Here is a 23,020-nt window from a genome sequence, read left to right on the forward strand (position 1 = left end):
TTTTTCTAACTTCGATACCCGTAAGTGTGAAGATCTATAGCGATACAACTAAATGACTAACCAAAGGTAGAACCGATAGGAGTGGGCGTTGCCTCACCACCGTCAACTCTCGTCACTCGCGGAAGCATTGCTCGCGTGGAGTGCGTCGGATACGGAAACCGTCACTGGCATTTGGCCCGAAGCCGGTTCCGAGCTGACCAGCGCGTTGGCCAGGGCGCGATAAATCGGCCCCTCCAGAGTCCGATCGGGCCCGATAAATGCCTTGTAGTCAAAACTTGCCAGGTGTACATCTGCAAGTGCCTTGAAGCGTGCTGCTTCATAAGGGGAGCGCATGCTGATAAATACGGTCTTCGCCCCGCGCGCACTGGCGGCGCTCAGTGATTGACGATAGATTTCGTAGAGCGCTTCCTGGTCCACAATACGCTCCTGTAGCGTTGGCAGGTCCTCCATTCCTCCGAGCTCCACGGCGCTTTCCCCCGGCACAATGCTCGCCACGATCAATATGTCCGCATCGGACTGAGAAACCTCATCTGCCGCCCGCAGAGGCGACAGTACCGATACTTTCGCATCACTTACCTGCGCCAGCGCGATACTGAACGCTTCGCCAATAGCACGATTGGGGGCAAGCACTTGTACCTGCTGAGTCTTCCCGTCAATCACGGGTAGTGCAGACGCTCGCGGCGTAAAAATATGGGTCAGCGCTGCGCTCGCGAGATTATCGGCCAATACGCGATGCTCATCCGTGGCCAATACCGCTGCCGCACTATCGACGGCCTCACCCTCTTCAAGCCGGACCCATTGGTTATCGATATAGGTCTGCTTCAAGCGTTGCACCCGAGCCAAAGAAACATCCAGCTCATCCAGTGACAGCTCGCCGGCCTCCACGGCAGAAACTACCCGACCAATCAGCCGATCCAGCTGCACCAGGTCCTCCGGGTAGCGAATTTTGATGGGCATCAGTGCGATATCCGCCCCGGCAGCGAAGGTATTTACCACCGCCTCTTCCGGCGTAAAGTAGTCGCTGATCCCGGCCATATTGAGGGAGTCGGTCACAATCACTCCCTGGTAACCCATCTCTTCACGCAGGATGCCGGAAAGGATCTTGCGAGACAGTGTCGCGGGGGCAAGCATTTGCTCACCAGAGCGGGAGGTCAGCGTCGTGGTGTCCAGCGCCGGATATTGAATATGCGCTGTCATTGTCAGCGCCGGCTGCGCGTTCAGAATGACCTGCTGAAACGGCAAGAGGTCGACTGCGCGAGCCTGCTCCAGGGAGCGCTCAACCCTCGGCAGCCCCGTATGGCTGTCGACACTGGTATCCCCGTGACCCGGAAAGTGCTTTACGGTTGCGGCCACACCCCGCCGCTGAAATGCGGCAACGCTCGCCGACCCGAGATCCGCCACTACTTGTGGCTTCTCACTGTAGGAGCGCACATTGATGACCGGGTTGTCCGGGTTGCTGTTTACATCCAGCGTGGGGGCAAAATTTACATTGAAACCCAGCGCGCGGAGCTGATCTGCCATCACGACTGCCGTGGCGCTGGCAAACCGGTCGCCTTCGCGGGCATAGGTCGCACCAATGGCCATATTGCCGGCAAAAGCCGCGGCCTCATCGCGCGGCAAGCGGTTTACTCGCCCACCTTCCTGATCAATACCGATCAACAGGGGCAGGCCACTGCGTGACTCCGCGGCAGCCTGCTGTAGGGCCCTATTCAGCCTTACGATTTGCGCGCTGTTTTCGAGGTTATCGGCGAACAGGATAATGCCACCGAGGTCGGTATCCCGAATCATGCTGGCCAGCTCCAGCGGAAGTTCTGTAACCGGATTGTTGCACTGGCGATTACCGGCCTTACCCGCCGCGGGCCGCTGCCTATCTGGGCAGAAGTACCGGATATCCAGCATCAGCTTTTGCGCGACCTTCTGCGGCAGGTCCAACGCTTTGCCCGTATCAGCTGACGCCCCCGGATGTGACTCGCCGCACCCGCCAATACCCGCCGCGATAACCATCACCGAGCAGAATTTCACAGCCTTGGACAGAACGCTTTCAACCCGCATAATAAATAACCAATTTCAAAATTGAGTGATGCATGGAATATTTTATTCTTCACATTTAGCGCCGCTGTGCAACAGGAAGTTTGCAAAAAGAAAAAAGGGGGCGAAAACGCCCCCAATAGTTCACAAGATGACGACCAAGTTAGAGTTCGTAAGATAGGCTCATGCCAATCGTGCGCGGTGTCGCGTTGAAGATACGACGGCCGAGCACACCCGCTCTTTGGCTGGATACAATCGGGTCATCGTTAAACAAGTTGTCTACCCACAGCCCAGCTGAAAGGTTGTTAAACCGCATTCCGGCATTCATATGGAACAGGGTGTAGGATGGACGCTGCCACGGCACCACTACATAAGTCACGGTGCCGGTATCCTGGGTTTCGTAAACAGTATCTTCACGGTCGGTGTTGGTTGCGCCGACATAGCGTCCGCGCAAAGAGGCCCACACCGGATAACCGCCCAGATCACCATTGAAACTTACCCCGAAATTGTGCTTCCACTTCGGCGCACCACCGAGAAGATCACCGTTGGTCCATGTACGACAGCCACTATCGCTGGGCTCACTTCCGCCCTCATACAGGCAGTGTGTCAGGGTATCGGTAAACCGACCTTCTGTAGTTGCTGTGGAGTAAGTGAGTGCCCAGTTATCATTTATATTGAAACGTGAGGATAGCTCCCAGCCTTGCGTCTCAGCGTCTGGTCCGTTCTCGGTTCCGTTGATCGGGAATCCATATTCAACCGCCTGCGAGCGGAATGTCTGCGGATCGTTCCATTGGATTTGGTAGATATTGGTTTGCAGGTACAGTTTCTGATCAAAGAAATAGCCTTTTAAACCAACTTCGTAGTTGTCGATAGAATCGGGTTCATAGGATAGCGAATCACCGGTAACGATATTCCCATTGAAATCACGAAAATTGTTACGCCCACCGCGACGGAAACCTTGAGAAAAGGTGGCATACGCCAGCAACTCGTCGGAGACATCATAAGATGCATTCAGCTTAAAGAAGGTCTTGCCATCCTCGCCACCTTTCGAATTCAAGCGCTGATCGGGCAAGGCAAGCGTATAGTCGGTGAGATTTGCATCCCGTTCGTCTTCATAATTGAAGTACCGCACGCCCGCAGTAAGCATTAATTTATCGGTAACGTTGTAACCAAATTCACCGAACAACGCTTCTTCAGTGTAAGTATTTCTGTAATCTTCCTCATACCCCATGTCCGGATTGCGGCCGACAGCCTTCCAACCCAGCGCATCGTCTATAGTAGGAATGTACTCTACAAACGATACTTTCGATTTCTGCTCGGTTGCGTAAATGCCCACGATCCATTCATAACTGTCGTTCGGTGCGGATACCAACCTGGTCTCATGGCTAAGTCCCGAGTAAGTATTATCAAAGGTAATATGCGCAGTTATACCTGTGTCTTCCGGACCAAAGCCCGCCCAGCCATAATAGGCATACCCCTGGCTGGTATAGTCCGCCTCACCAACACTGGAATCGCGAAATTTGGAAGTACTTGAATCCAGCGTTGCGAATCCGAGATCCACGCTAAAATCCAGTACATCAAGGTAAAACTCCTTGTCCGCAAATTCTTCATGTGGAGAAATCAGGGTGCGATCATTGTAGGCATAAGGGGTTTCAAAGCTGCCATAAGGTCGATCAGAAAAACAGTCTCCGGGTCCGCAGCCTGAGTCAGCATCGGCTATATCTTCAGGTAATCGGTTAGCACCACGGGTACCGTGAGCAAGCTGATCTTGCTGCATATGGGTAAACTTGACCTCAAAGCGGTCGTTCGGCGCCCACAGTGCCGCGACTTTACCCGTGGACACTTCCTGCCAATTGTCATCTTTATACAGATTCTGGTTCGGATTAGGGTCCGCTGTGTATGCGAGATCTCCGGTACGCCAATACGGATTGGCAATACGGTCAATAAAGCCCGCTTCATCCAGATAAGCAGCAGACGCACGTAGTGCAAATGTTTCACCGACCGGAATATTCACCATTACGTCAGTATCAGAGCTGATACCTCCACCGTTAGTTTGGTAAGCCGCGGTATTTACTCGAAAATCGGTCTCTTCGAGCTGGGGTGCATTAGTGATATACCGCACGGTACCACCCAGACTACCAGCGCCATATAGGGTTCCCTGTGGACCTAACAGCGTTTCTACCCGTGCAATATCTTTAATTCGAAAACCGAGCTTCGGCAGTGGTGTGTCATCGATATAGTAAGCGAGTGTTGTTTTGACAAAACTCTCAAGGTTATTGGCACTGGATGAGGAAACATTCAGTCCCCGCACGGTTACGGAATCGGCAAAGCGTGCACCGCTATCAGGGGCGCTGATCTCCACACTTTCCTGAATCAAGCGCTTAATGTCAGTGATGTTCTGCTGGCGAAGCGCCTCCCCGGAGACGGCGGTGATATTAATCGGAATGTCCTTGGCCGAGGACTCTCGCTTTGTGGCAGTAACAATAACCTCTTCAAAACGCTCGCCATATTCCGCACAGGCTGCGGTTAAATTTCCCTTCAGCGCCTCCCCTTCACACTTCTCGCTTTCGCCATCCGCCGCGAAAGCGACGGACATTGGAAATGCAGTGGCTGCTATAACCAGGCTTAGATGTGACTTATTGAATGGCAACATACCCTATATCCTTATTCTTTCATTGAGACTCTGTTCGTGGGCGCGCGAACTCATCCACCCTGCTATCAGGATCTCTTTGGCAAGCAGGAATTGGAAAATATCAACCATCGGCAATGACGATAGTTCGCCGGAGCTAAAATAGAATTGGCGCCAAATCCATCAAGAGAGCGCATTTTGCCCAATATGCGCTCACATCTGGCCATCCGTTGCACATCGCGCACCACAGTGGCGCATGGATTGCGCCGAAAAAATCTGTGTCACTCACAAAGCAATAGCGTCAGTACCGCACAAACGCTGCCTGTATATCGTTATTCGGATTAGGCCTAATGCGAATAACGCGAAGATCTCCGGTTAAATTCGGCCAGGAAATTGGTTAGCAAGAGACCAATAAGAAAACTATTCAGCCCCTGCTTTACACATCGATGCGCTCTGATAAAGTGAATTCCATAGGCCAAACCGATACAAGGTATTGCCTGAACAAGGCCCGGAACGCGGTAATGTCTGCAAATGAAAAATGAGGAACAACTGGAGGCCATCTAATGGCTTCTGGGACGGATGCTGGTGACAGACTGTTACAAACACCGTCACTCACAGGGTTCAATATCGGCTATACCACGACATAACAATAACCAGTAGAAACTATCAGGTCATATATGGAATCGCGCTTTTTTATTGCCCCGGAACAACTGGAAGCATTTGAGGCAGCGGCACGCAGCGGCTCTTTTTCTGCTGCGGCGCGATCTTTGGGTAAGGCGCAGTCCACCATTTCCGGATTGATCAGCAACCTGGAGATCGACACCGGTCTCAATCTGTTTGACCGCTCGGGTCGCGAGCCGAAACTGACCCCGCAGGGTCGCTCGTTACTGCACGATGTGCGCTCACTGCTCAACTCCTATTCCCGCTTCGAAGCCAAGAGTCGCAGCCTCAATGCAGGGCTGGAGGAGTCACTCACCATCGCGGTCGATGAATCCGCAATCGAGCTGAAACTACTGACGCAGAGTCTGGAATCCTTCTACGAGGAGTTCGGTACCGTCACCGTAACGCTGCTACATGCCTCTGGTGACAGTGCGGCGGCACAGGTGCGAGAGGGCAAGGCAGATATCGGCATCGTATTGAGTCAAAGCGATTATCCGGAAGACTTTGATTTCCGCGGTGTCGGCAACTGCGCGTTTGTCATGGTTGCCGGTAAGACCCACCCTCTGAGCGCGCTGGACGCCGTAAGTATCCAGGACCTGCACAATCACCTGCATCTCCGCATCAGCGCAAGCAGTGATTCAGCGTCGATGCCGGAAAATGACCTCAGTGATCGCATCTGGTATCTGGAGAGTTATTCGCTGTTTATGACCATGCTGACTGCCGGCCTGGGCTGGGCGTTTACTCCTTTGCACATCGCTCGGCCATATATCGATAGCGGCGCAATCAGGGTGCTCGACACAGATTTCCAGCTGACCCCCTACCCTTACTGCACCGACCTGATCTGGTCACGGCGTAAAACATTGGGGCCGGCGGGTCAGCGGCTGATCGATGAAATCTCACGTGTATTGTCAGCCGAGACCGTTGAGCCTGCTTGAGAAGTCTGATGCCTACGCGGTCATCTGACGCGCGCCAGATAGCAACCCGGCCTTGCGAAGGTCATGATGGGCCTGCTCAATCGCAGCGCCCAATTGCTCTACGATAAAGTCCACTTCGTCACGTCCCATCGTTAGTGGCGGTGACATAACATTGAGGTGCACAATCGGCCGGACAATCAGCCCATTCTGCTCTGCCCGGTCCGATATCCACTTGCCAATATTCAGTTCATCCGGCAATAACCGTTTACTACCTTTGTCCGCCACGCTCTCCACGCACATCATAAAGCGCTTGCCGCGTACATCGCCCACCAGTGGCAGGTCACGCAGCGAATGCAAGCGCTGCTCAAAATAGGCACCGACCTCGACCACGCGTTGTAACAGGTTTTCCCGCTCAATGATCTCTATGTTTTTCAGCGCCGCCGCACAGGCTACCGGGTGGCCTGAATATGTATATCCACTGGCGAAGTAACGATCCGGATCGCCGGTTGAGATCACGTCATAGATACGATCGCTGAACAACGTCGCACCCAGGGGTTGGTAACCGGAGGTGAGGCCCTTGGCACAGGTGATGATGTCTGGCTGGATACCGAAAAGGTCTTTGGAGGCAAACCAGTGTCCCACCCGACCGAAGGCGGTAACCACTTCGTCTGCCACGAACAAGATGTCGTTTTCCCGGCACAATTCCCAGATACGACGGTTATATCCCTCCGGAGGAACGATCACACCGCCGGAACCGAGGATCGGCTCGGCAAAAAATGCGGCAATGTTGTCTGCGCCCAGCTCGCGGATTTTCTGCTCGAACTCCTCCACGAGAAAGTCACAGAACTGCTGTTCATCCATTCCTTGCGGTGCGCGATAGGGGTTGGGGCAACTCAGGTGATGAATTGAGTCCTGGATGTAATCGAACTCCGGGATCTTGTCTCCCGACTTTCCGGTAATCGACATGGCTGCATAGGTACTGCCATGGTAGCCGCCTTTGCGGGCAAGGATATGCTTCTTGTGCCGCTTTCCCCGGCAGTTCTGATAGAAATGCACCAGACGGAATGCGGTGTCGATCGCGGTGGAACCGCCGCAACTGTAAAACACCCGATTGATATCCCCGGGTGCGAGTTCCGCCAGTTTTTTCGCCAGCTGGGCTGCGGGCGCATTGGAAATATCCACGAATGGATTGGCGTAGGCCATTTCCCGAACCTGCTCGGCGATGGCCTCGGCCATTTCCTCCCGGCCGAGACCGATATTGGTACACCAGAGGCCGCCCACCGCATCAAAGTACGACTTGCCCTGCTCGTCCCACAGCCGTGCACCTTTGGCCCGCGCCATCATCAAGGCCCCCTCTTCCTCAAAGGAGTCAAAGTGGGTCCAGGGGTGCATCCAGTGGCGCTTGTCCGCCTGCCAGTTCTCGCTGCTCATCGCTTTGCTCAATCTCAACCTTTGTGGATGGCCGCCGCAAACGCGCGGACATTGAGCTCAGTGTAAACGGGGCACCCACAAGGAACAGTTTGTACCTATCGACAGCACCGATGGTTTGAGACTGTGTGTACGACCTACAGCTTTGGCAGGGCCCATCGCGCGCGCAGAGCATGATATTGGGCCGCCGGCAAGGCGACGTACACCGGCTGCTTCCCGGCTTGCAGCCATTCGAGTACCGCATCCATCTGCGCTTCTGCCATGGCTGTGCATCCGGCGGTGGGGCTGCCAGCTGCCTTCCAGAGATGAACAAAAATACAACTGCCCGCCCCCGGCTCATTATCGGGATTGTGCGCAACGAAAATCCCCTTCTTGTACTGCTGATCCCCATAGTGAATATCACGGCGCATGCCTTCGGAGGAGCCCTTCACCGCCGCCTCACCGACCGTCAATGCGTCGACGGTCTGGTTATACAGTGGCGACGTCGGCACATCGATGCAGTAGTGGGATGCACGCATAGGCTGGTAATCGAGCCCCGTGTTCAGCATGTCCGGATATCCAAACGCATCACCCAGGCTGAAAATTCCCGCGGGCGCCTTACCATCACCCTCGCGCTTTTTCGGGTCTCCCTCACCCATGACCGATTGCTGGTGCAATCCGATACCCCAGGCAAGGCCGGTGCGTCCCAAGTTCACGGGTATCGGCTTGAGCACCGGTTGCCAGCCGTCTTTCGTACGACGAAATGCATGCAGTTCTCCCGTGGTGGCCGCCCAATTGTCGGTGATAGTCACCAGTAGCTGCTGACTGTTCTCTGGCACCTGCGCATTCACACGCGTCGTGCAGGTCAGGATGAGCAGCAACAAAACCAGTTTTTTACACATGTCTGTTCCCCAGAAATAAACGCTGGACTTCCCAGCAAGCCCCAAGTGTGTGGTAGTCGCACTTGCCACCGGCAATACTTTTTTCATCGGAGTATTTGTGGTTTCGTCGGTTGAGCAGGCGATACCAGGCTCCGTGTTTATGATCGACAAAATGCGCCCAGCAGTAGGCCCAGATTTTGTCATACCACTGCCAGTAAAGATTCTCACCTGTGGCCTCGGCGAGCAGCGCCGCGGCGGCAAAGGACTCGGCCTGTACCCAGAAATATTTATCGTCGTCACAAATAGACCCGTCTGGCGCATGGCCATACAGGATGCCGCCATGCTCATTGTCCCAGCAGATCTCCAGTGCGCGATCGAACAAACTACGCGCACGCTCTATCATCCAGCTCTCCGGACGTACCCGGTGCAGTAATAACAGGAGTTTGCTCCATTCCGTCTGGTGACCGGGTTGAAATCCCCACGGGCGATACAGGTTCTTGGGGTCGTGCCGATTGTAGTCCCAGTCGATCTCCAGCTCCTTGGTATAGTGCTCCCAGATCAGCCCATCCGCTTTGTCCGCCAGGGTTATCGAGACGGTTTTTGCCAGGGCGTAGGCGCGATCGAGGAATACCGGATCATCCGTTGCCGCATATGCCGCCAGCAGCGCTTCACAGCAGTGCATGTTGGCGTTCTGCCCACGGTAGTCGGAAACGCGGCTCCAGTCGGCAGAGGCTTCATCGGCGTAAAGCGCCACATGGGGCTGCCAGAACTTGTCATTGAGCAAGTCCCAGGTTTTGTACAACTGCGCACGCACATTACCAATACCTGTTTGCACGCAGGTAGCCAGAGCCAGAATCACAAAGGCGAGACCGTAGCAGTGATTGGTCTGATCCACCGGCAGATTGTCCAGTAAAACCCAGTTGTAACCACCCCGCGCTGCATCCCAGTGGTACTTTATCAGGTAGTCCAATCCGGCTTCCGCCAGTGCCCGATACTCCACCTTGTCTGCTGCGTTCGCGGTGTTCTGGTAAGCGCTGCAGTAGTTGAAAATCATCCGGGTCGTACTGACCAGATGCTTGCTGCCCGGATTAAACACACGGCCATCATCCAGGAAGTTCTGGTGGAACCCTCCCCGTTCGATATCCCGCACATGCGGGCGGTAGAAGGCGAGGATACTGTCTATGTGTTGCTGCAAGAATTCAGGACTACGGAAATCCGACATAGGTGATGCTCCGGAACTAATCATTGGGAAGCTGGTTTCCCGGGGCCACGGCACCGGCATTGAGGAAGTCTTGCAGACTCTTCTGGGTAGGCAGCGCGACAAATGCGCCGCGGCGTGACACCGCGTGGGCACCACAGGCGCAGGCGAACGCCAACGCCTTTTCATGTGCACCGGATTCGAGCCATTGCATCAGGGAGCCTGCGCTGACATTGTCAGCCGCCAGCTGATAGATAAACCCACCAATAAACCCATCCCCTCCGGCGGTAGTGTCCACGGCGTTTACCGCCGGCGGTCGTACGCCTCCCCAGTCGCTGCGGGTCGCCCACTGCACCGGATGGCCACCGTCGGTCACCAGGATCAGTTGCGGACGCTGCTGCAGCTGACGGGAAATATAGCCTCCGGTTTCCGGGTTTTCTTCCGCGGCGAGGTATTCGAGTTCTTCCAGGCTGAGTTTGACAATATCGGACTTGGCAACCAGTTCATTGATGCGTTGGCGGTCCGCGTATCCGGTGGGCCAGAGATTGTGCCGGAGATTCACATCAAAGCTCACCAGCCAGCCGGCCTCTCGCGCCAGTGCAACGGCGGTGGCCGTTGTATTGGCAATCCCCTCTTCCGTCAGGCTGTTTGAGCAGATATGCAGAATTCCATTGCCGGCAAAGGTATCCGGGTCGAAGTGGCCTGCACGAAACAAAAGGTCCGCGGCCGGTGGTCGATAAAACTCGAAACTGCGCTCGCCATTTTCATCCAGAGAGACAAAGGCCAAAGCGGTTTTGGATTCCGGGGTGAACCGCACGTAATCCGTTTTTACCCCTTCTGCGTCGAGTGCGCCCTGCAGAAAGCGACCAAACGCATCGTCTCCGAGCATACCAGCGAAATAGGCGTTACCCCCCAGTTTCGCCACGGCGACGGCAGCGTTTGCCGGTGCACCGCCAGCGAACTTGGTAAACTGTTCGTGTTCAGTGGCGACACTGGCTCCGGATACCCGATTGGACAACATGTCCACCAGTGCTTCACCAAAACAGACGACTTTCACTGTGCTCCCCTTGATTCGTTGTACGCGATCACTTCGTGGTTCTGTTACAGTCTCTCGGCTACAGGGCTTCGGGAAACCGCACGGGCTGTGACGCATAGGAGGATCGAATGATTTCCCGGTAGTGTTCCAGTCCTTCATAAAAGAAAAACACTTCGCCCAAAAGACCAGCCTCCCTATTAGCCGCCAGCATGCCGCGCATCAACTCCTGGGACGGCATGGTACTTCCTACCTTGATCAAAACCCCCGGCGCAAAGCTGGCGCGTTGCGCCTCAGGCACATAGCCAAGCGTTTCACGGAGCGTATTTCGATAGCTGTCCAGTTGGTGTCGATAAACCTGGGGAATTAACAGGTCTACGGAACCCTGCGCCAGCCAACTCGGCCAGTCCTGCAGGTACTGTTCACGCGACCAGGGAAAGACGGAGGGTGAAAAGGATACGATGGTATGAGGATCTTCCGCCTTGACCGCGCGATACAGGGCGGCGGCATATTGATTCAACCGGTTCGCCCGCCACTGAACCCACTGCGGATTTTTACTGTCCGCTGGCGGCAGCGCGCCGGTCTCATCGCGGTAAGCGGCGGCAATCCCAGGATTGTAGCCACCTTCGGAGGGCATCGCCGGCAGGCGGTCATCCCCCTGGATGCCATCAACGTCGTAGTTGCGCACCACCTCCAATACCAGTGAAGTCATGAAGGCCTGGACCTCGGGATCCAGTGCGTTCATCCATTCAAAGCCGTTTTTCGTTACCAGCTCACCATGGACATCCAGGGACGCCCAGTGTGGTTTACGCCTGATCAGCTCGCCCCCCTGCGCACCGTGTGATGCGGCGAACCCGAACTCGAACCAGGCAAACACCTTGATATTGTGCCGGTGGGCTGCATCGATCAGTTCCTGCAGCGGGTCGCGGCCCCTTTGTTTAGGGTCAAGCTCCGGGTCCATGGCAACCCCGGTGAAGTCCTGCATGACCTGCGACGGATACAGGGTTTGGCCCTTGTTCCAGGTCACCACGAATATACTGTTGAGCCCAAGCTCAACGCATAATTCAACAGCCTGCTCAATCCCCTCCCGGGTGTACAGCACGTCACTGGCGACGTTGGTCAGCCAGACGCCGCGCACGGCTTCTGGCAACGACTCCGTACCGCTGTTTACCGGCAACTGGTGCGACACTACCTGTGCGGCACACAGGTGTGCCCAAAGAAGCAGCAGGGTGAACACCCACAAACGGATCATATTAGGCAGCCTCGCCAGTTTTTTCGGCTTTTCGTGGAGACACGGAGAGACCTTTCGCGTCGAACAGATAGGCATCTGCCCCATCGAAACCAATCCCGACCTTATCGCCAACGCGAGGCAAGGGCAGTGCCTGTGTCTGCACACACACATCCCGCCCTTCAACCAGACAGTAGACGAAACTGATGGAGCCCAGCTGCTCCACCGCGCGCACTTGGCCCTGCAGTGGGCCTGTACTGTTCATCACCAGATGCTCCGGGCGCAGACCCAGGGTCAGCGACGCCGCACCCGCTGAGAAATGCCCGCTCACCGGCAGATCAAACTGTGTGCCCCCCAGTTGCAAAGTCACTGTCCCGCCGGATTGCGACACCGCATGTGCGGACAGAAAGTTCATTTTCGGGGAACCGATAAAACCGGCCACGAATTGATTGGCCGGGTTGGTGTACAGCGACATGGGTGCGCCCACCTGCTCAATGCGGCCATCGCGCAACACTACGATCCGGTCCGCCAGAGTCATCGCTTCGGTCTGGTCGTGGGTGACGTAAATCATGGTGGCATCGAGGCGCCGGTGCAGATCCGCAATCTCAGTGCGCATTTTTACCCGCAACTCCGCGTCGAGATTTGACAGCGGTTCGTCGAACAGAAAAACATCTGGATCCTGTACCAGCGCGCGGCCAATTGCGACACGCTGGCACTGGCCACCGGACAGCTCGCCAGGCTTGCGTTTCAGGTAGGGCTCCAGTTGTAATACCCCGCTGGCACGCGCGACCTGTTGCTGTACCTCGGCCTTGGGCACACCGCGCATGCGCATACCGAAGCTCAGGTTCTGCTCCGCAGTCATGTGTGGGTAAAGTGCATAGGACTGGAACACCATGGCCACATGACGCTGGCTGGGTGGTAGCCCTGTAACGTCCCGCCCACCGATATGTACCTGCCCTTCACTGACGGCTTCCAGACCCGCGATCATGCGCAGCAATGTGGACTTGCCACAGCCGGAAGGGCCGACAAAAACCACAAACTCTCCTCGCTGGATTTGCAGGTCCACACCATGAATAGTCTGGGTGTTGCCAAATCGTTTTTTGACTGCAGTCAGTTTTAAGTCTGCCATGGGCAACCTCTGAAATACGTTGCGTAAATTTTTATTGGATCAGGTGTTATTCGCAGCCAGCGGATCTCCCGGCCAGTGCACGGGCACCCCCTGCTCCTGTACAAAACTTTGAAACTGAGTTGTCAGTGCAGCACTTTCGTAAATGCCTGCGGGCGCAGCGCCGGTGTCCAGACTGTGCGCAGCCAATAACCCCGCCACCTCACCGATCAGCCACTCGATGGGGTGCACGCGTGTGGCTGCATTGACCAGATGGGTGACACCAATGTTCTTGCAGGCCGGCAGCAGATTGTCGACATCCGCTGGAATAAATATCCCCAGCGGCAGTTCGAATGGCCGCACCACCGCATTGCTGCCCATGCCCGAAACACAAGTTGGGTGAATATCCATGTTGTATAGCCCGATACCCACGCTGTTGCAGCAGGTTGCCGGATGCCAGTCGTCAGTGTCATTTTCGTACAGCAGGATGTCGCGTTGGCTCAGTGTCTGCAGGCCGACAATCCGGCGCGACTCGCGTACATAGACCTGCTGTGCAAAGCCATCGCTGGTACCGAGGAGCCCCTCCACCAGTGCCAGCTCCGGAAAGCCATAGCCTTGCTCGCCTATGCACTCGCGGGGTGCTTCTGTCTGCAACCAGTGCACAAAACAACGGGTTAGCGCCTTGGCCGCCTCGGCCACTTCCCGCTCGCTTCGTACTTCGCCATCCAGCAGCGGATGAAACGCGTAATCATTCTGCGCCCAGTTGATCAGGCTGACATCGGTAACCGTTTCACCCTGCCAGTTGTGGGCGGCAATAATGCGGCGGTACCGCCATAAATCCAGTGTCGGATCCCGGGGTTCTCCGGCCATTGCGGCCGCAGAGAAAAATGGCAGGCGCACCGTACTGAAACCTTCATGCCCGGGAATATGATCGGAAAACAGCGGGTAGTTATAGTTCGGCAAAATATGCGCGCGCCAGAAATCGTATTCCGGCGGCCTGGGCACCGGTGTCACCGGCGTTGTCTGCCAGCGCAGGGCACACACAAAAGTGACCGGCTGCTGATCACAGGAGTCCGCGTGCTCCGGTGCCTGCGGCTCATCGAATTCGCTACGGGACTCTTTTCCCAACCGGTAAGGGAGATCCGCCAGAGCCAGCAGGGAGCCAGTATCGGTAGCATCGAGAAAGTAGTCCGCACGTACTTCGGTGCAACCAATCCGATCGCGCACACCCTGCAGGGTGACAGACACAATTGTTCGGTCATTGCGCAACGCGGCCGCTGGCCGCACCGCTTCTAGCAAGATAAGCGCGCCGCTATCCACATAGGGTTGCAGCAGATCGCGGAAGTACCGTTCGGCAACCGCGGGCTCAAAACAGAGTCGGCTTACCCAGCCGTCGCCCGGATTGCAGCCCTCGGTCATCGCCGTGTTATCGACAAACCTATCCTGCGCCTTATAGTGAGCACGCACGGCTTTGCGGAAAGCCATATAGCTGGCGGATGCGCCAAACGACTCAATGTAACGATGCTCGTCAGGAGGTACCGCCTGACTCGTCATCTGCCCACCAATCCAGGGAAATTCGCTCGTCAGAACGGTTTTCACTCCCGCGCGGCACAACTGCCAAGCCGCCATCACACCGCCAAGACTGGCGCCGACGACGGCTGCCTGGGCGTCGACCCGGGCAGTAGAAGTTACTGCTGTGTGTGCGCGACTCATACCGCGCACTCCACGGCACCTGCGGTAACCAGTGAAGTGCGCAGGCCGATCTCGAAGCTGCGGCTCCAGGGAAAATAGACGCTCTCCAGCGATACAGAAGCAAACCCCTGCTGTTGCAGCCATTGCCGTGCGGTAGCGACATAAACCTGCTCCAGCGCCAGTCTATCGCCATCGGCGAGGCCGCGTTCCTGTTGCACGGCTCGCAGGGCCTGGCGCAGGCGGGACTGATATAGATAATCGTCCAGCAGTCGAGTCGCCAGCAGGTGTTGGTTATAGGCTTTCTGCTCGGCGTATTCCTGCTCACCCATACCGGCGCACAACTGGGCGACAAGACTACCGATACTGTTACTGGCGGTATTCCACCCACTGTACGCCTGCAGGTCAGAGAGCCCCGCTCCCCGTGTCTCCTCCAACGCGGCGACCAAATCCGGATCTCCGCCGTTGGCATAGGCGAGATCCAGTAGCGCGACCGGCCGACGCTTTTCTTTCAAGTCCTGTTTCAATTGCGCAACCCAGTGGGCATCCAGGCCAAGATCTTCCCCCAGGGGGTACTGCATTGCCCAGTCGCCCTGCGTGGCGCCGCGACAGTGCACGGCAATCACCACATCCGCCGCGGCTTCGTCTGCGACCAGCTCAGCACCCGCCGCGTGAATCTGGCAGTGAATGGACTCCATGACCGGGCGATCTTCGTAGCGCGCCACCATGGAAGCCAGCGCCCCGGGGTGATGTGGCCGCAGCGCCACCCGCAGGGCAGAAACCCTGCCGGATTTCCGCTGCTCGAGCGTTTGCAGCTGGTGCACCAACAAGGTGTAAATTACTTCGTCCGCGCCCGGATATATCAGTATGGAATATTGCAGATTCCTTTCCGCGACCCACTGCTGCAGTTGCCGACGCTCTGCGATATTGAAACCGTATTCTGCGGTGTCATCCTGCGGCAGAATCAAGCGGTCAATAATGCCGCGCTCCACCAGCGCCAAGACTTCCCGGGTAACGCCAAAGTTGCGCGCGCGGGTATCCAGGTAATCCCGCTGAATTTCTTTCGGGATACGGTTTTTGGCAGTTTCAGCCCGCTCCTGGTCCTGTGTATTCCCGGTGCAGGCGTAGCGATCACTGTGAAACGACCAGGCCCAGATATCGGTGCCATACTGGGCCCAATAGCGTTTTTCCTCTTCGTTTTCATTGTTATTGGACATGCGCATGGTGGCGCAAAAGCCGTAGAGGGGTTTATCCGGATAGCTTGCCTTTAACCCGGTCAGAAGTCCTAGGCGCGCAGTCAATGCTTGCTGACTGTCCGCGATAAAACGGCTGGGCACCAACCCGCCATAAATCAGCATATCCAGGGAGAAAATAAATCCGTCAACGGCATCTGCATGCTGTGCTACCCAACTTGCCAGCAGATCCCGGTCTGCGGCGTCTCGAAAATGGCCGAGGGAATGCACCGGCGGGCACAGCACTTCGCAGTTGGCAATGCACGCGACCATCTGTACCTGCTCGCGGGTCACGGGCCGGCCATCAACCGGAAGTGCCAGAATTTTATATTTGGCCATGCTGCGCCTCCGAGCTCGGGTCAGTTGTCACCAGCCTGTCATAGGGGAATACGAAGGTGGCTATCTGATGGGGGGCGACAAGTGCAGCAGCGTCAACGGTCTTATCCACCTGTCCGGAGAGATCCACCCGCGTGAAAACATCGCAATTGAATGTTGCGCTCACGGCGTTTGGCATCGGGTTCCAAACCCGTAATTCCAGTACGGGTACCCCTTCCCTCACGGCGTAGCGCAGGCTGCTGACCTGCAACTCGGGCGCAGTGAGCTGCAAATTGGGCAGCGGGCCGGGCCCGCTTCCCCGCAGCAGTGACACAGGCTTGCGCCAGCAGTCCGCGCGCTGCAGCAGCGACGGTGGCTCTGGCTGCTGGAGAGTAAACGCGAAGTGGAACTGGTGGGAGCGCAGACACTGGGCTTCCGGCGTCGGCAGGTCGGGCCCGGCGCCCAGCCCCCGGGTTTTCAGATCGCGACGGGACAGCCAGCCAACACTGCGGATTAATGTGATGGCGAGACAGTCTTCATGTTCTGCAGCGACGATTTCCGCCTCCTGCAGGCCGCGATGCACGAAGCCAATGGGGCCGGCACTTACCGCTGAGTAGCTGGGGATTACTGCCACTGGCGATTCCTGCTGGCCCCTGACCTGTGTCCTATCGCTATAGATTTTCTCACGCTCGACCCAGTGGAACGCACTGTCGGCCCAGGAGTGCGCCACGGTTTGGCCGGTGGACAATTGCAAACGCAGTCGCTGATCACGCGCGCGGTTGTCCCAGTCCAGCTGTGCGTCGATATAGTCATCGCCCGGCATCAGGCGCAATTGCAGTTCACCCTCGCTTTCGATCCACTCGGGAGAAACACTCCGGTCGCGTTCGAGCCCCGCGGGCTGACGTAAACGCAGGCGCAAAACCAGGGTGTGCACCGCGTGCGCGGCATCCGCTGCCGTATGCGTTTGCGCTTCACAGGACAGAATGTCTGCGCGGTATCGATGCGTATCCACCGGAGAGAAGTTATAGGTATCCCCCCCATCCAGCTCGCTGACCAGCGATAGCGCGTCGTCATAGCGGCGACCACTGCGCCTGTCCTCTATGATCAGCTGGTTGTCGTTGACCGAGAGGCGATAGAAGGCATTCTCGATTACACGCACCTCTCGCACACGGCCGTTTCCAAAACTGGCTTCACGGGCAACGTCGTGTACTTCGCAGGACAGCATCTGCATGCCCTCAAGCACCACATTGACCGCAACGGTATAGCGGTGACCGGCGATCAGATCCGGGAAATCATCAAGCGGGGACTGGAATTCCCTGCTGGACTCCCGCGCGACCAAAATCGATGTCAGCCTGTCGCCGGCGGCAGTTTTTACTACCAGATCTTCTCGCACTTCGCCACGCAGGAAGACCGAGAACAACTGCCAGCCGGCACGCGGCTTGGGCGACGGATTAAACAGGGTGAAACGACGATCGTCGGCAAACGGATCAGGGGCACTGTGATCACGGTGGAAGCTCACCCGGTCATTGCACATACCCAGCGCCAATTGGGCCTGCTGCATCAGTGCATCCAGTCGCTGGTGCAACTGGGAAAAGCGCATTTCCATTTCACGATGCACCTCGTCAACGCTGCAACCGCAGATGGAATCGTGGGCATGCTGTTCTATCAGAAGCTGCCAGCTCTGCTCCAGATAGCACTGCGGGTAACCCTGGGTCTGCTCCAGGACCGGTGCAGCCAGCGCCAGCAGCGGTTCCACGAGGCCGATAAATTGGTCTTCCAGTGACTGGTTTTGAGCCTTGAGATATTGCCGTGTGGAGAGCACATCCGGGAGGACGAACGCCGACTGATTATCCCGCAATTCACCGGTAACCGTGGGCAGATCGGTACCCGCATGCGCAGCCTGCACACCCCGGATGTACGCTTCCAGGCTGCGCTGGGTAAGACGGAAATCTCCCTGCTCGGCATTGTAGGCTTCGACCTTCTGTTGCAGGTTTTCAATAGTCAGCAGGTGATCCCCTCCCTGAGTCAGCAACAACTCACCACCGCCGCTGCGATTGACGATTTTCTCCAGGTAGCGGTTCAGGGCATCGCGCCAGTCCGCTGTATTGAAAGGGTGCTGGTAGTATCCCTCGGTCAAAAATATGGTAAAAACACGACTGCCATCCGGCGCCAACCATTCAATTTCCGACTGTGGCGCCTCGATACCGCGCCAGGCCACTGCGTTGTCGATACCAAAGCCGCGCAGGATTTGCGGCATTTGCGCGATATGTCCAAAGGTATCCGGCAGGTAACCTACCGCCTGGCAGCGGCCGTGAGTGGCCGCCCGCACCATCCCCATTTCCAGGTTGCGCACCAGTGACTCGCCAGCACACAGGAACTCATCGGCCATGATGTACCAGGGCCCGATCACTATGCGTCCCGACTGCACATGCGAGCGTACCCGCTCCGCTAGCGCTGGTTCGGCGTGTGCATAGAAATCTTCAATCGCCGAAACCTGACCGTCGAAAAGAAAGCTTTTCAGTGCTCCGCTGTCCAGCTGCTCCACAACCTGCTGCATGACCCGCAGCAGGCGCGCGAGAAAGGTCTGATGAGGGTAATACCACTCCCGATCCCAGTGGGTCTGCACCACTACCGCGACATCTTTGGTCATGTGATGACTCCCACGCTTATCCTTTCACCGCACCACGCATGGCGCCTTCAATAAAATATTTCTGGCTGAACAGAAATACCGCCAGTATCGGCAATATGGAAAATACGGCCCCAGCCGCCACCAGGCGCCAGTCCATGGAAAATGTGTTGGCCAAGCGATTTACACCCAGCGGGAGGGTGTAGTAAGCCGGGTCATCCAGAATAATCAGCGGCCACAGGAAATCGCCCCACACCGCAATAAAGCTGAACACGGCCAGAGTGGCCAGGGAGGGCTTGACCAGGGGTACCAATACATACCACCAGATCTGAATGCGGTTCAGCCCTTCCAGCAGTGCGGATTCCTCCAACGCCTTGGGGATACCCTGAAATGCCTGGCGCATAAGGAACACACCAAACGCCGTACAGGCGTGTGGCAACACTAGCCCCAGATAAGAGTTTTGCAGTCCAAGCGAGATGGCGATGTTGTATACCGGAATCATTAGCAGCTGGAATGGAATCATCATCGAGCTGAGCAAAACCAAAAAGATCAGATTTTTTCCGCGAAATTCCATACGCGCCAGCGGATAAGCCGCGAGTGATGCAAAAACCAGGTTGGCGGTAACCGACAACAACGCCACCAGGACACTATTTTTCAGGTACACAACGAACGGCTGGGTCTCCAGCACACGGCTAAAGTTTTCCAGCGTCGGCTGCTCCGGAAACAGCGATGGCGGATAGGCAAAAATATTTTCACTACCGGACTTGAGCGCAGTGGACAGCAGCCACAAAAATGGCCCCACGGTGAGCAATGCTACACACAGCAGGCCCGCATAACGCAACGCAGTCGCGACAGGAGATGTTCTCATCAATCCTTCCTCAGCAGAAACAGATTGGCCAGGGACAGGACCAGCGTGAGCAGGAAGAGCACCACGCCGGCCGCGGCGGCATAGCCCATTTCAAATTCCTCAAACGCACTCTGGTAAATGAAATACACCAGTGTCTTGGTGCTATCCAGTGGACCGCCCTGGGTCATTACATACACTTCCTCGAAGACTTTCATCGCGGCAATGGAAGACATCACCGCCACTACCGCTATCGACGGCTTTAACAACGGAATGGTGATGAACAGGGTCTGGCGCCACTTGGAGACGCCCTCCACTTCCGCCGCCTCGTACAAGTGGCGCGGGATAGACTGGAGGCCGGCCAGGTAGATCACCATGTAATAACCTAGCCCCGTCCACACGGTTACCGCCATCACAGAGAAGAGCGCATTGGCAGGATCGGTGAGAAACGCAACCGGGTCATCGGTGATGCCGGTGCTCAGCAGGAAATAATTAAGGATGCCCTGCTCTTCATACACCCACTTCCAGATCAGGCCGGTAACCACAAGTGATGTAATCACCGGTAGATAAAACACCGCACGGAACAACTTGATGCCCGGCAGCGATCGGTTCACCAGCAATGCGAGAAAAATGGGGGCTATCACCAGTACCGGTACAACCACGAGCAGATACAACAAAGTGTTTTTCAGGCTGTTCCAGAAGAAGGGGTCTTGCAGCAACATCCGGTAGTTGTCGGCCCCCACAAACCGCGACTCGGTAATCATGTTGTAGTCAGTGAGGCTCGCCATGATGGCGTGCAGCATGGGATAGAGAACAAAGGCTCCGATAATCGCGCAGGCCGGCAACAGGAACAGGTAAGGTACCAACGGGGAAAGTCCCCCGGCGGCTTTTGGTAGGCGTAGTTTTCGCAAGCGGTCCCAGGGAGCGCCCGCCCCGCGCAGTTTTTCGGTGATCTCGCCGCGACTGACCTCATTTGTCCGCATTGGTATCCACTCCAGAAATCGCCACCGCTTTAATCAAGGCACCAGCACCGTAAATGCCGGCATCATTATTCAGCTGCGCAGGCCGCACGTCTGTGGGCAGGCCTGTGTGCCCGCACTTTTCCTGCAGGCGCGGCCACCATTGCTCGCGCGCCTCTACCAAACCACCACCGATGAGCACTACCTCGGGGTCCAGCGCCCAATACACTTGCTCCAGCGCCATCGCGAGATAGCCGCAAAAGCGATCGAGCCCCAACAGTGCCTGAGTATCCCCGGCGGCCGCCTGCTCCAATACCTCACGGCCATTGGCGTACACGCGGGCACCGGTACGGCTCGCCACATTGGCCAACCCGGTTCCGGACACCAGCGCTTCCAGCGGGCAAAATGCCCCCGGCTGCCAGGGGTCGGGTACGGGCATACGCCCGAAATGTCCAGCCACCGAGTGGGCACCGCCGACGATAGCACCCGCCTCAGCGATGGCCCCGCCGAGGCCGGTACCCAGTGTCAACATAACGACGCGACCGGTGGCCAACTCGGGACTCGCATTGAGTTCACCCAGCAGTGCGCACTTCACGTCATTTTCCACGGCCACCGGTACGCGAAAGCGCGCCTGCAACCAGGCCGCCAGCTCAGTGCCACGCCACCCCGGGATCGCCTCGGTCGAATCCAGAACGACACCGCGGCGCGCGTCTACGACCCCGGCAGTGGATATACCAATGCCGGTGACCGCTGCATCCGCAGCGTGCTGCGCCAGCCATTCGAGGGCACGCTCGACTGCGAAAGCCAGGGCCTTGAGCGCACTCTCTCTCCCGGCACCGGCCTCACTGGCCAGTTCCGTTTTGAACAGTGGCCGCAGTGTGGGGCCAAACGCCGCTACGCGGATCTTGGTACCACCAAGGTCAGCGGCGATGTACACGGGCACAGACTTATTCATTGCCGCGCCCTGCGGTGTGACCTGTTCTATCGCGCGCCTGAAGAAATAGCCTCCATGTATCACTGGTTCGCTCAAGAGCCTCTTCAGCACTCAGCCTGCCCACCATGGCGGACTGCAAATTGAACACGAAACTGTTTTTCAGCTTGCTGTACTTGGGCAGCGGCGGCACCAGCACGGCACCAGTCAATACCTGGCGCGCGGAGATCGCTCGCGCCCGCTCTACGAGACTCGGGTTTTCCGGCAACTGGAAAAAAGGATCCTGATAGCTTTCTACCGTGGACGGCAGCAAGGGAATACGCCGCGCCAGGGCCATCTGGTTATGGTGGCTGGTGACGAAGGTGGCAAACTCGAACGCCAACTCTTTATGAGCGGATATTTTTGGCACCGCCAGATTCATGACCGCCACATTGCTTTTACTGGCAGGGTTCTTTATCTGGGGAGCTACATCTACGCTAGCATAGAGCGCCGGAGCATTGGTTTTAATGGACTGCAGAAACTGCATACCGGTGGTAATGAGGGCCACCTGGCCGGACTGAAACAAATCCACCGCCTTGCGGTGCCCTTCCGTCAGCACATTCTTCGGAATCAAGCCCTGCTGGTACAAATCACGGTTAAACCGGAAAAAGGCCAGGCCCTGCGCGTTGTCAAATCCAGCGGACATACCCTCCTCGGACAGTAAAGGCACCCCCATCGCCGCCAGGTTCTCAAGTGGACGACTACCGTCCAGCGCTGGGAAATACGCATATTTACCCAACCGTTGCTGTAACTGTCTCGCAGCGGACAACAACTCCGTATAGTTCGTGGGCACACGAACGTCCGCCTGCTCCAGCAATGTGCGGTTGTAGATAGTGATGGTGGTAGAGAGATACCAGGGAATCGCGAAGGACTCCCCTTCAAAACGGTTGGCATTCCAAATATTTGGGAGGTACTCCGCAATGGCCTGCGCACTCAGGTAGCGCTCTGGGTTGGCCAACGCACCGAACTCTGCCAGCTTGGCGGCGAACTGAGGGTTGAGGTTAACCACATCGGGCGCAGTACCCGCCGCTACCGAGGCCAACACCTTTTTTTCCATTTCCTTCCAGGGCACATCGACCCATTTCACTTGCACACCCGGGTTCTCGCGCTCGAATTCGTCGATCAGGCCAATAACGTACTCGTCGTGAAATGGCGACAGCTGCATGGTCCAGAACTGGATCTGCGTTTTGCTGGCAGCGGCGGCACTGCTCCCCAGCAGGGCGAGCGGCAGGGCAATGAGCAGCTTCCAGAGGATGATTTTCATTATTAGACCCCCTTTACATTGGTACGACCTTATCGGAG

16 protein-coding genes are annotated in these 23,020 nt (G+C 56.7%); 1 reads left to right on the top strand and 15 read right to left on the bottom strand.

From position 1 onward, the window contains the following. Positions 1-102: 102 nt before the first annotated feature. Positions 103-2,052 (bottom strand): glycoside hydrolase family 3 N-terminal domain-containing protein, encoded by a 1,950-nt coding sequence (locus ACONT6_RS10555; RefSeq protein ID WP_428818490.1) that lies wholly within the window; start codon positions 2,050-2,052, stop codon positions 103-105. Positions 2,053-2,191: 139 nt separating this feature from the next. Then, on the bottom strand, positions 2,192-4,681 hold the full coding sequence (locus tag ACONT6_RS10560) for a TonB-dependent receptor (protein WP_428818491.1): 2,490 nt from the start codon (positions 4,679-4,681) through the stop codon (positions 2,192-2,194). Positions 4,682-5,334: 653 nt separating this feature from the next. Here ACONT6_RS10560 and ACONT6_RS10565 point away from each other — a divergent pair. Continuing rightward, positions 5,335-6,252 carry a LysR family transcriptional regulator gene (locus tag ACONT6_RS10565; RefSeq protein WP_181252815.1) on the top strand — a complete coding sequence of 306 codons (918 nt, stop codon included), beginning with the start codon at positions 5,335-5,337 and terminating at the stop codon, positions 6,250-6,252. 12 nt (positions 6,253-6,264) lie between these two features. On the opposite strand, the gene ACONT6_RS10570 is transcribed toward ACONT6_RS10565, so the two are convergent. The 13 genes from ACONT6_RS10570 to ACONT6_RS10630 all read right to left on the bottom strand — a co-directional run bounded on the left by ACONT6_RS10570 (position 6,265) and on the right by ACONT6_RS10630 (position 22,982). After that, positions 6,265-7,662, bottom strand: coding sequence for an aminotransferase (locus tag ACONT6_RS10570; RefSeq protein ID WP_428818492.1), 1,398 nt, complete (start codon positions 7,660-7,662; stop codon positions 6,265-6,267). 134 nt (positions 7,663-7,796) lie between these two features. Continuing rightward, positions 7,797-8,540: a L,D-transpeptidase family protein gene (locus ACONT6_RS10575; protein WP_428818493.1), complete on the bottom strand. Its 744-nt coding sequence runs from the start codon at positions 8,538-8,540 to the stop codon at positions 7,797-7,799. After that, the gene (locus ACONT6_RS10580; RefSeq protein WP_428818494.1) at positions 8,533-9,741 is read right to left on the bottom strand and encodes an AGE family epimerase/isomerase; all 1,209 of its coding nucleotides are present in this window, start codon (positions 9,739-9,741) and stop codon (positions 8,533-8,535) included. Before ACONT6_RS10580 ends, ACONT6_RS10575 begins: the two co-directional genes overlap by 8 nt. A gap of 16 nt (positions 9,742-9,757) precedes the next feature. Beyond that, the gene (locus ACONT6_RS10585) at positions 9,758-10,774 is read right to left on the bottom strand and encodes a carbohydrate kinase family protein (protein WP_428818495.1); all 1,017 of its coding nucleotides are present in this window, start codon (positions 10,772-10,774) and stop codon (positions 9,758-9,760) included. A gap of 58 nt (positions 10,775-10,832) precedes the next feature. Beyond that, a complete protein-coding gene (locus ACONT6_RS10590) occupies positions 10,833-12,002 on the bottom strand; it encodes a glycoside hydrolase family 10 protein (RefSeq protein ID WP_428818496.1) in 1,170 nt (389 codons plus the stop codon). A 1-nt stretch (position 12,003) separates the two neighbouring features. Next, the gene (locus ACONT6_RS10595; RefSeq protein WP_428818497.1) at positions 12,004-13,107 is read right to left on the bottom strand and encodes an ABC transporter ATP-binding protein; all 1,104 of its coding nucleotides are present in this window, start codon (positions 13,105-13,107) and stop codon (positions 12,004-12,006) included. Between the two features lie 39 nt (positions 13,108-13,146). Further along, the gene (locus tag ACONT6_RS10600; protein ID WP_428818498.1) at positions 13,147-14,796 is read right to left on the bottom strand and encodes an FAD-dependent oxidoreductase; all 1,650 of its coding nucleotides are present in this window, start codon (positions 14,794-14,796) and stop codon (positions 13,147-13,149) included. Continuing rightward, positions 14,793-16,343, bottom strand: coding sequence for a DUF4127 family protein (locus ACONT6_RS10605; RefSeq protein ID WP_428818499.1), 1,551 nt, complete (start codon positions 16,341-16,343; stop codon positions 14,793-14,795). Before ACONT6_RS10605 ends, ACONT6_RS10600 begins: the two co-directional genes overlap by 4 nt. Beyond that, entirely contained in the window at positions 16,330-18,969 is a 2,640-nt protein-coding gene (locus tag ACONT6_RS10610; protein ID WP_428818500.1) for a hypothetical protein, read from the bottom strand. Before ACONT6_RS10610 ends, ACONT6_RS10605 begins: the two co-directional genes overlap by 14 nt. 16 nt (positions 18,970-18,985) lie before the next feature. Further along, positions 18,986-19,813: a carbohydrate ABC transporter permease gene (locus tag ACONT6_RS10615; RefSeq protein WP_428818501.1), complete on the bottom strand. Its 828-nt coding sequence runs from the start codon at positions 19,811-19,813 to the stop codon at positions 18,986-18,988. Continuing rightward, the gene (locus tag ACONT6_RS10620; RefSeq protein ID WP_255463299.1) at positions 19,813-20,772 is read right to left on the bottom strand and encodes a carbohydrate ABC transporter permease; all 960 of its coding nucleotides are present in this window, start codon (positions 20,770-20,772) and stop codon (positions 19,813-19,815) included. Before ACONT6_RS10620 ends, ACONT6_RS10615 begins: the two co-directional genes overlap by 1 nt. Continuing rightward, the gene (locus ACONT6_RS10625) at positions 20,759-21,703 is read right to left on the bottom strand and encodes an ROK family protein (protein WP_428818502.1); all 945 of its coding nucleotides are present in this window, start codon (positions 21,701-21,703) and stop codon (positions 20,759-20,761) included. Before ACONT6_RS10625 ends, ACONT6_RS10620 begins: the two co-directional genes overlap by 14 nt. Next, positions 21,696-22,982 carry an ABC transporter substrate-binding protein gene (locus ACONT6_RS10630; protein ID WP_428818503.1) on the bottom strand — a complete coding sequence of 429 codons (1,287 nt, stop codon included), beginning with the start codon at positions 22,980-22,982 and terminating at the stop codon, positions 21,696-21,698. Before ACONT6_RS10630 ends, ACONT6_RS10625 begins: the two co-directional genes overlap by 8 nt. Positions 22,983-23,020 lie beyond the last annotated feature (38 nt).

The sequence above is a fragment of the Microbulbifer sp. MCCC 1A16149 genome (genome assembly GCF_050368945.1).
Lineage (GTDB): Bacteria > Pseudomonadota > Gammaproteobacteria > Pseudomonadales > Cellvibrionaceae > Microbulbifer.

Excerpts from the sequence above, each read along its gene's own strand:
- ACONT6_RS10555 (WP_428818490.1), bottom strand. The coding sequence starts at position 2,052 with ATGCGGGTTGAAAGCGTTCTGTCCAAGGCTGTGAAATTCTGCTCGGTG.
- ACONT6_RS10560 (WP_428818491.1), bottom strand. The coding sequence starts at position 4,681 with ATGTTGCCATTCAATAAGTCACATCTAAGCCTGGTTATAGCAGCCACT.
- ACONT6_RS10565 (WP_181252815.1), top strand. The coding sequence starts at position 5,335 with ATGGAATCGCGCTTTTTTATTGCCCCGGAACAACTGGAAGCATTTGAG.
- ACONT6_RS10570 (WP_428818492.1), bottom strand. The coding sequence starts at position 7,662 with ATGAGCAGCGAGAACTGGCAGGCGGACAAGCGCCACTGGATGCACCCC.
- ACONT6_RS10575 (WP_428818493.1), bottom strand. The coding sequence starts at position 8,540 with ATGTGTAAAAAACTGGTTTTGTTGCTGCTCATCCTGACCTGCACGACG.
- ACONT6_RS10580 (WP_428818494.1), bottom strand. The coding sequence starts at position 9,741 with ATGTCGGATTTCCGTAGTCCTGAATTCTTGCAGCAACACATAGACAGT.
- ACONT6_RS10590 (WP_428818496.1), bottom strand. The coding sequence starts at position 12,002 with ATGATCCGTTTGTGGGTGTTCACCCTGCTGCTTCTTTGGGCACACCTG.
- ACONT6_RS10595 (WP_428818497.1), bottom strand. The coding sequence starts at position 13,107 with ATGGCAGACTTAAAACTGACTGCAGTCAAAAAACGATTTGGCAACACC.
- ACONT6_RS10600 (WP_428818498.1), bottom strand. The coding sequence starts at position 14,796 with ATGAGTCGCGCACACACAGCAGTAACTTCTACTGCCCGGGTCGACGCC.
- ACONT6_RS10605 (WP_428818499.1), bottom strand. The coding sequence starts at position 16,343 with ATGGCCAAATATAAAATTCTGGCACTTCCGGTTGATGGCCGGCCCGTG.
- ACONT6_RS10610 (WP_428818500.1), bottom strand. The coding sequence starts at position 18,969 with ATGACCAAAGATGTCGCGGTAGTGGTGCAGACCCACTGGGATCGGGAG.
- ACONT6_RS10615 (WP_428818501.1), bottom strand. The coding sequence starts at position 19,813 with ATGAGAACATCTCCTGTCGCGACTGCGTTGCGTTATGCGGGCCTGCTG.
- ACONT6_RS10620 (WP_255463299.1), bottom strand. The coding sequence starts at position 20,772 with ATGCGGACAAATGAGGTCAGTCGCGGCGAGATCACCGAAAAACTGCGC.
- ACONT6_RS10625 (WP_428818502.1), bottom strand. The coding sequence starts at position 21,703 with ATGAATAAGTCTGTGCCCGTGTACATCGCCGCTGACCTTGGTGGTACC.
- ACONT6_RS10630 (WP_428818503.1), bottom strand. The coding sequence starts at position 22,982 with ATGAAAATCATCCTCTGGAAGCTGCTCATTGCCCTGCCGCTCGCCCTG.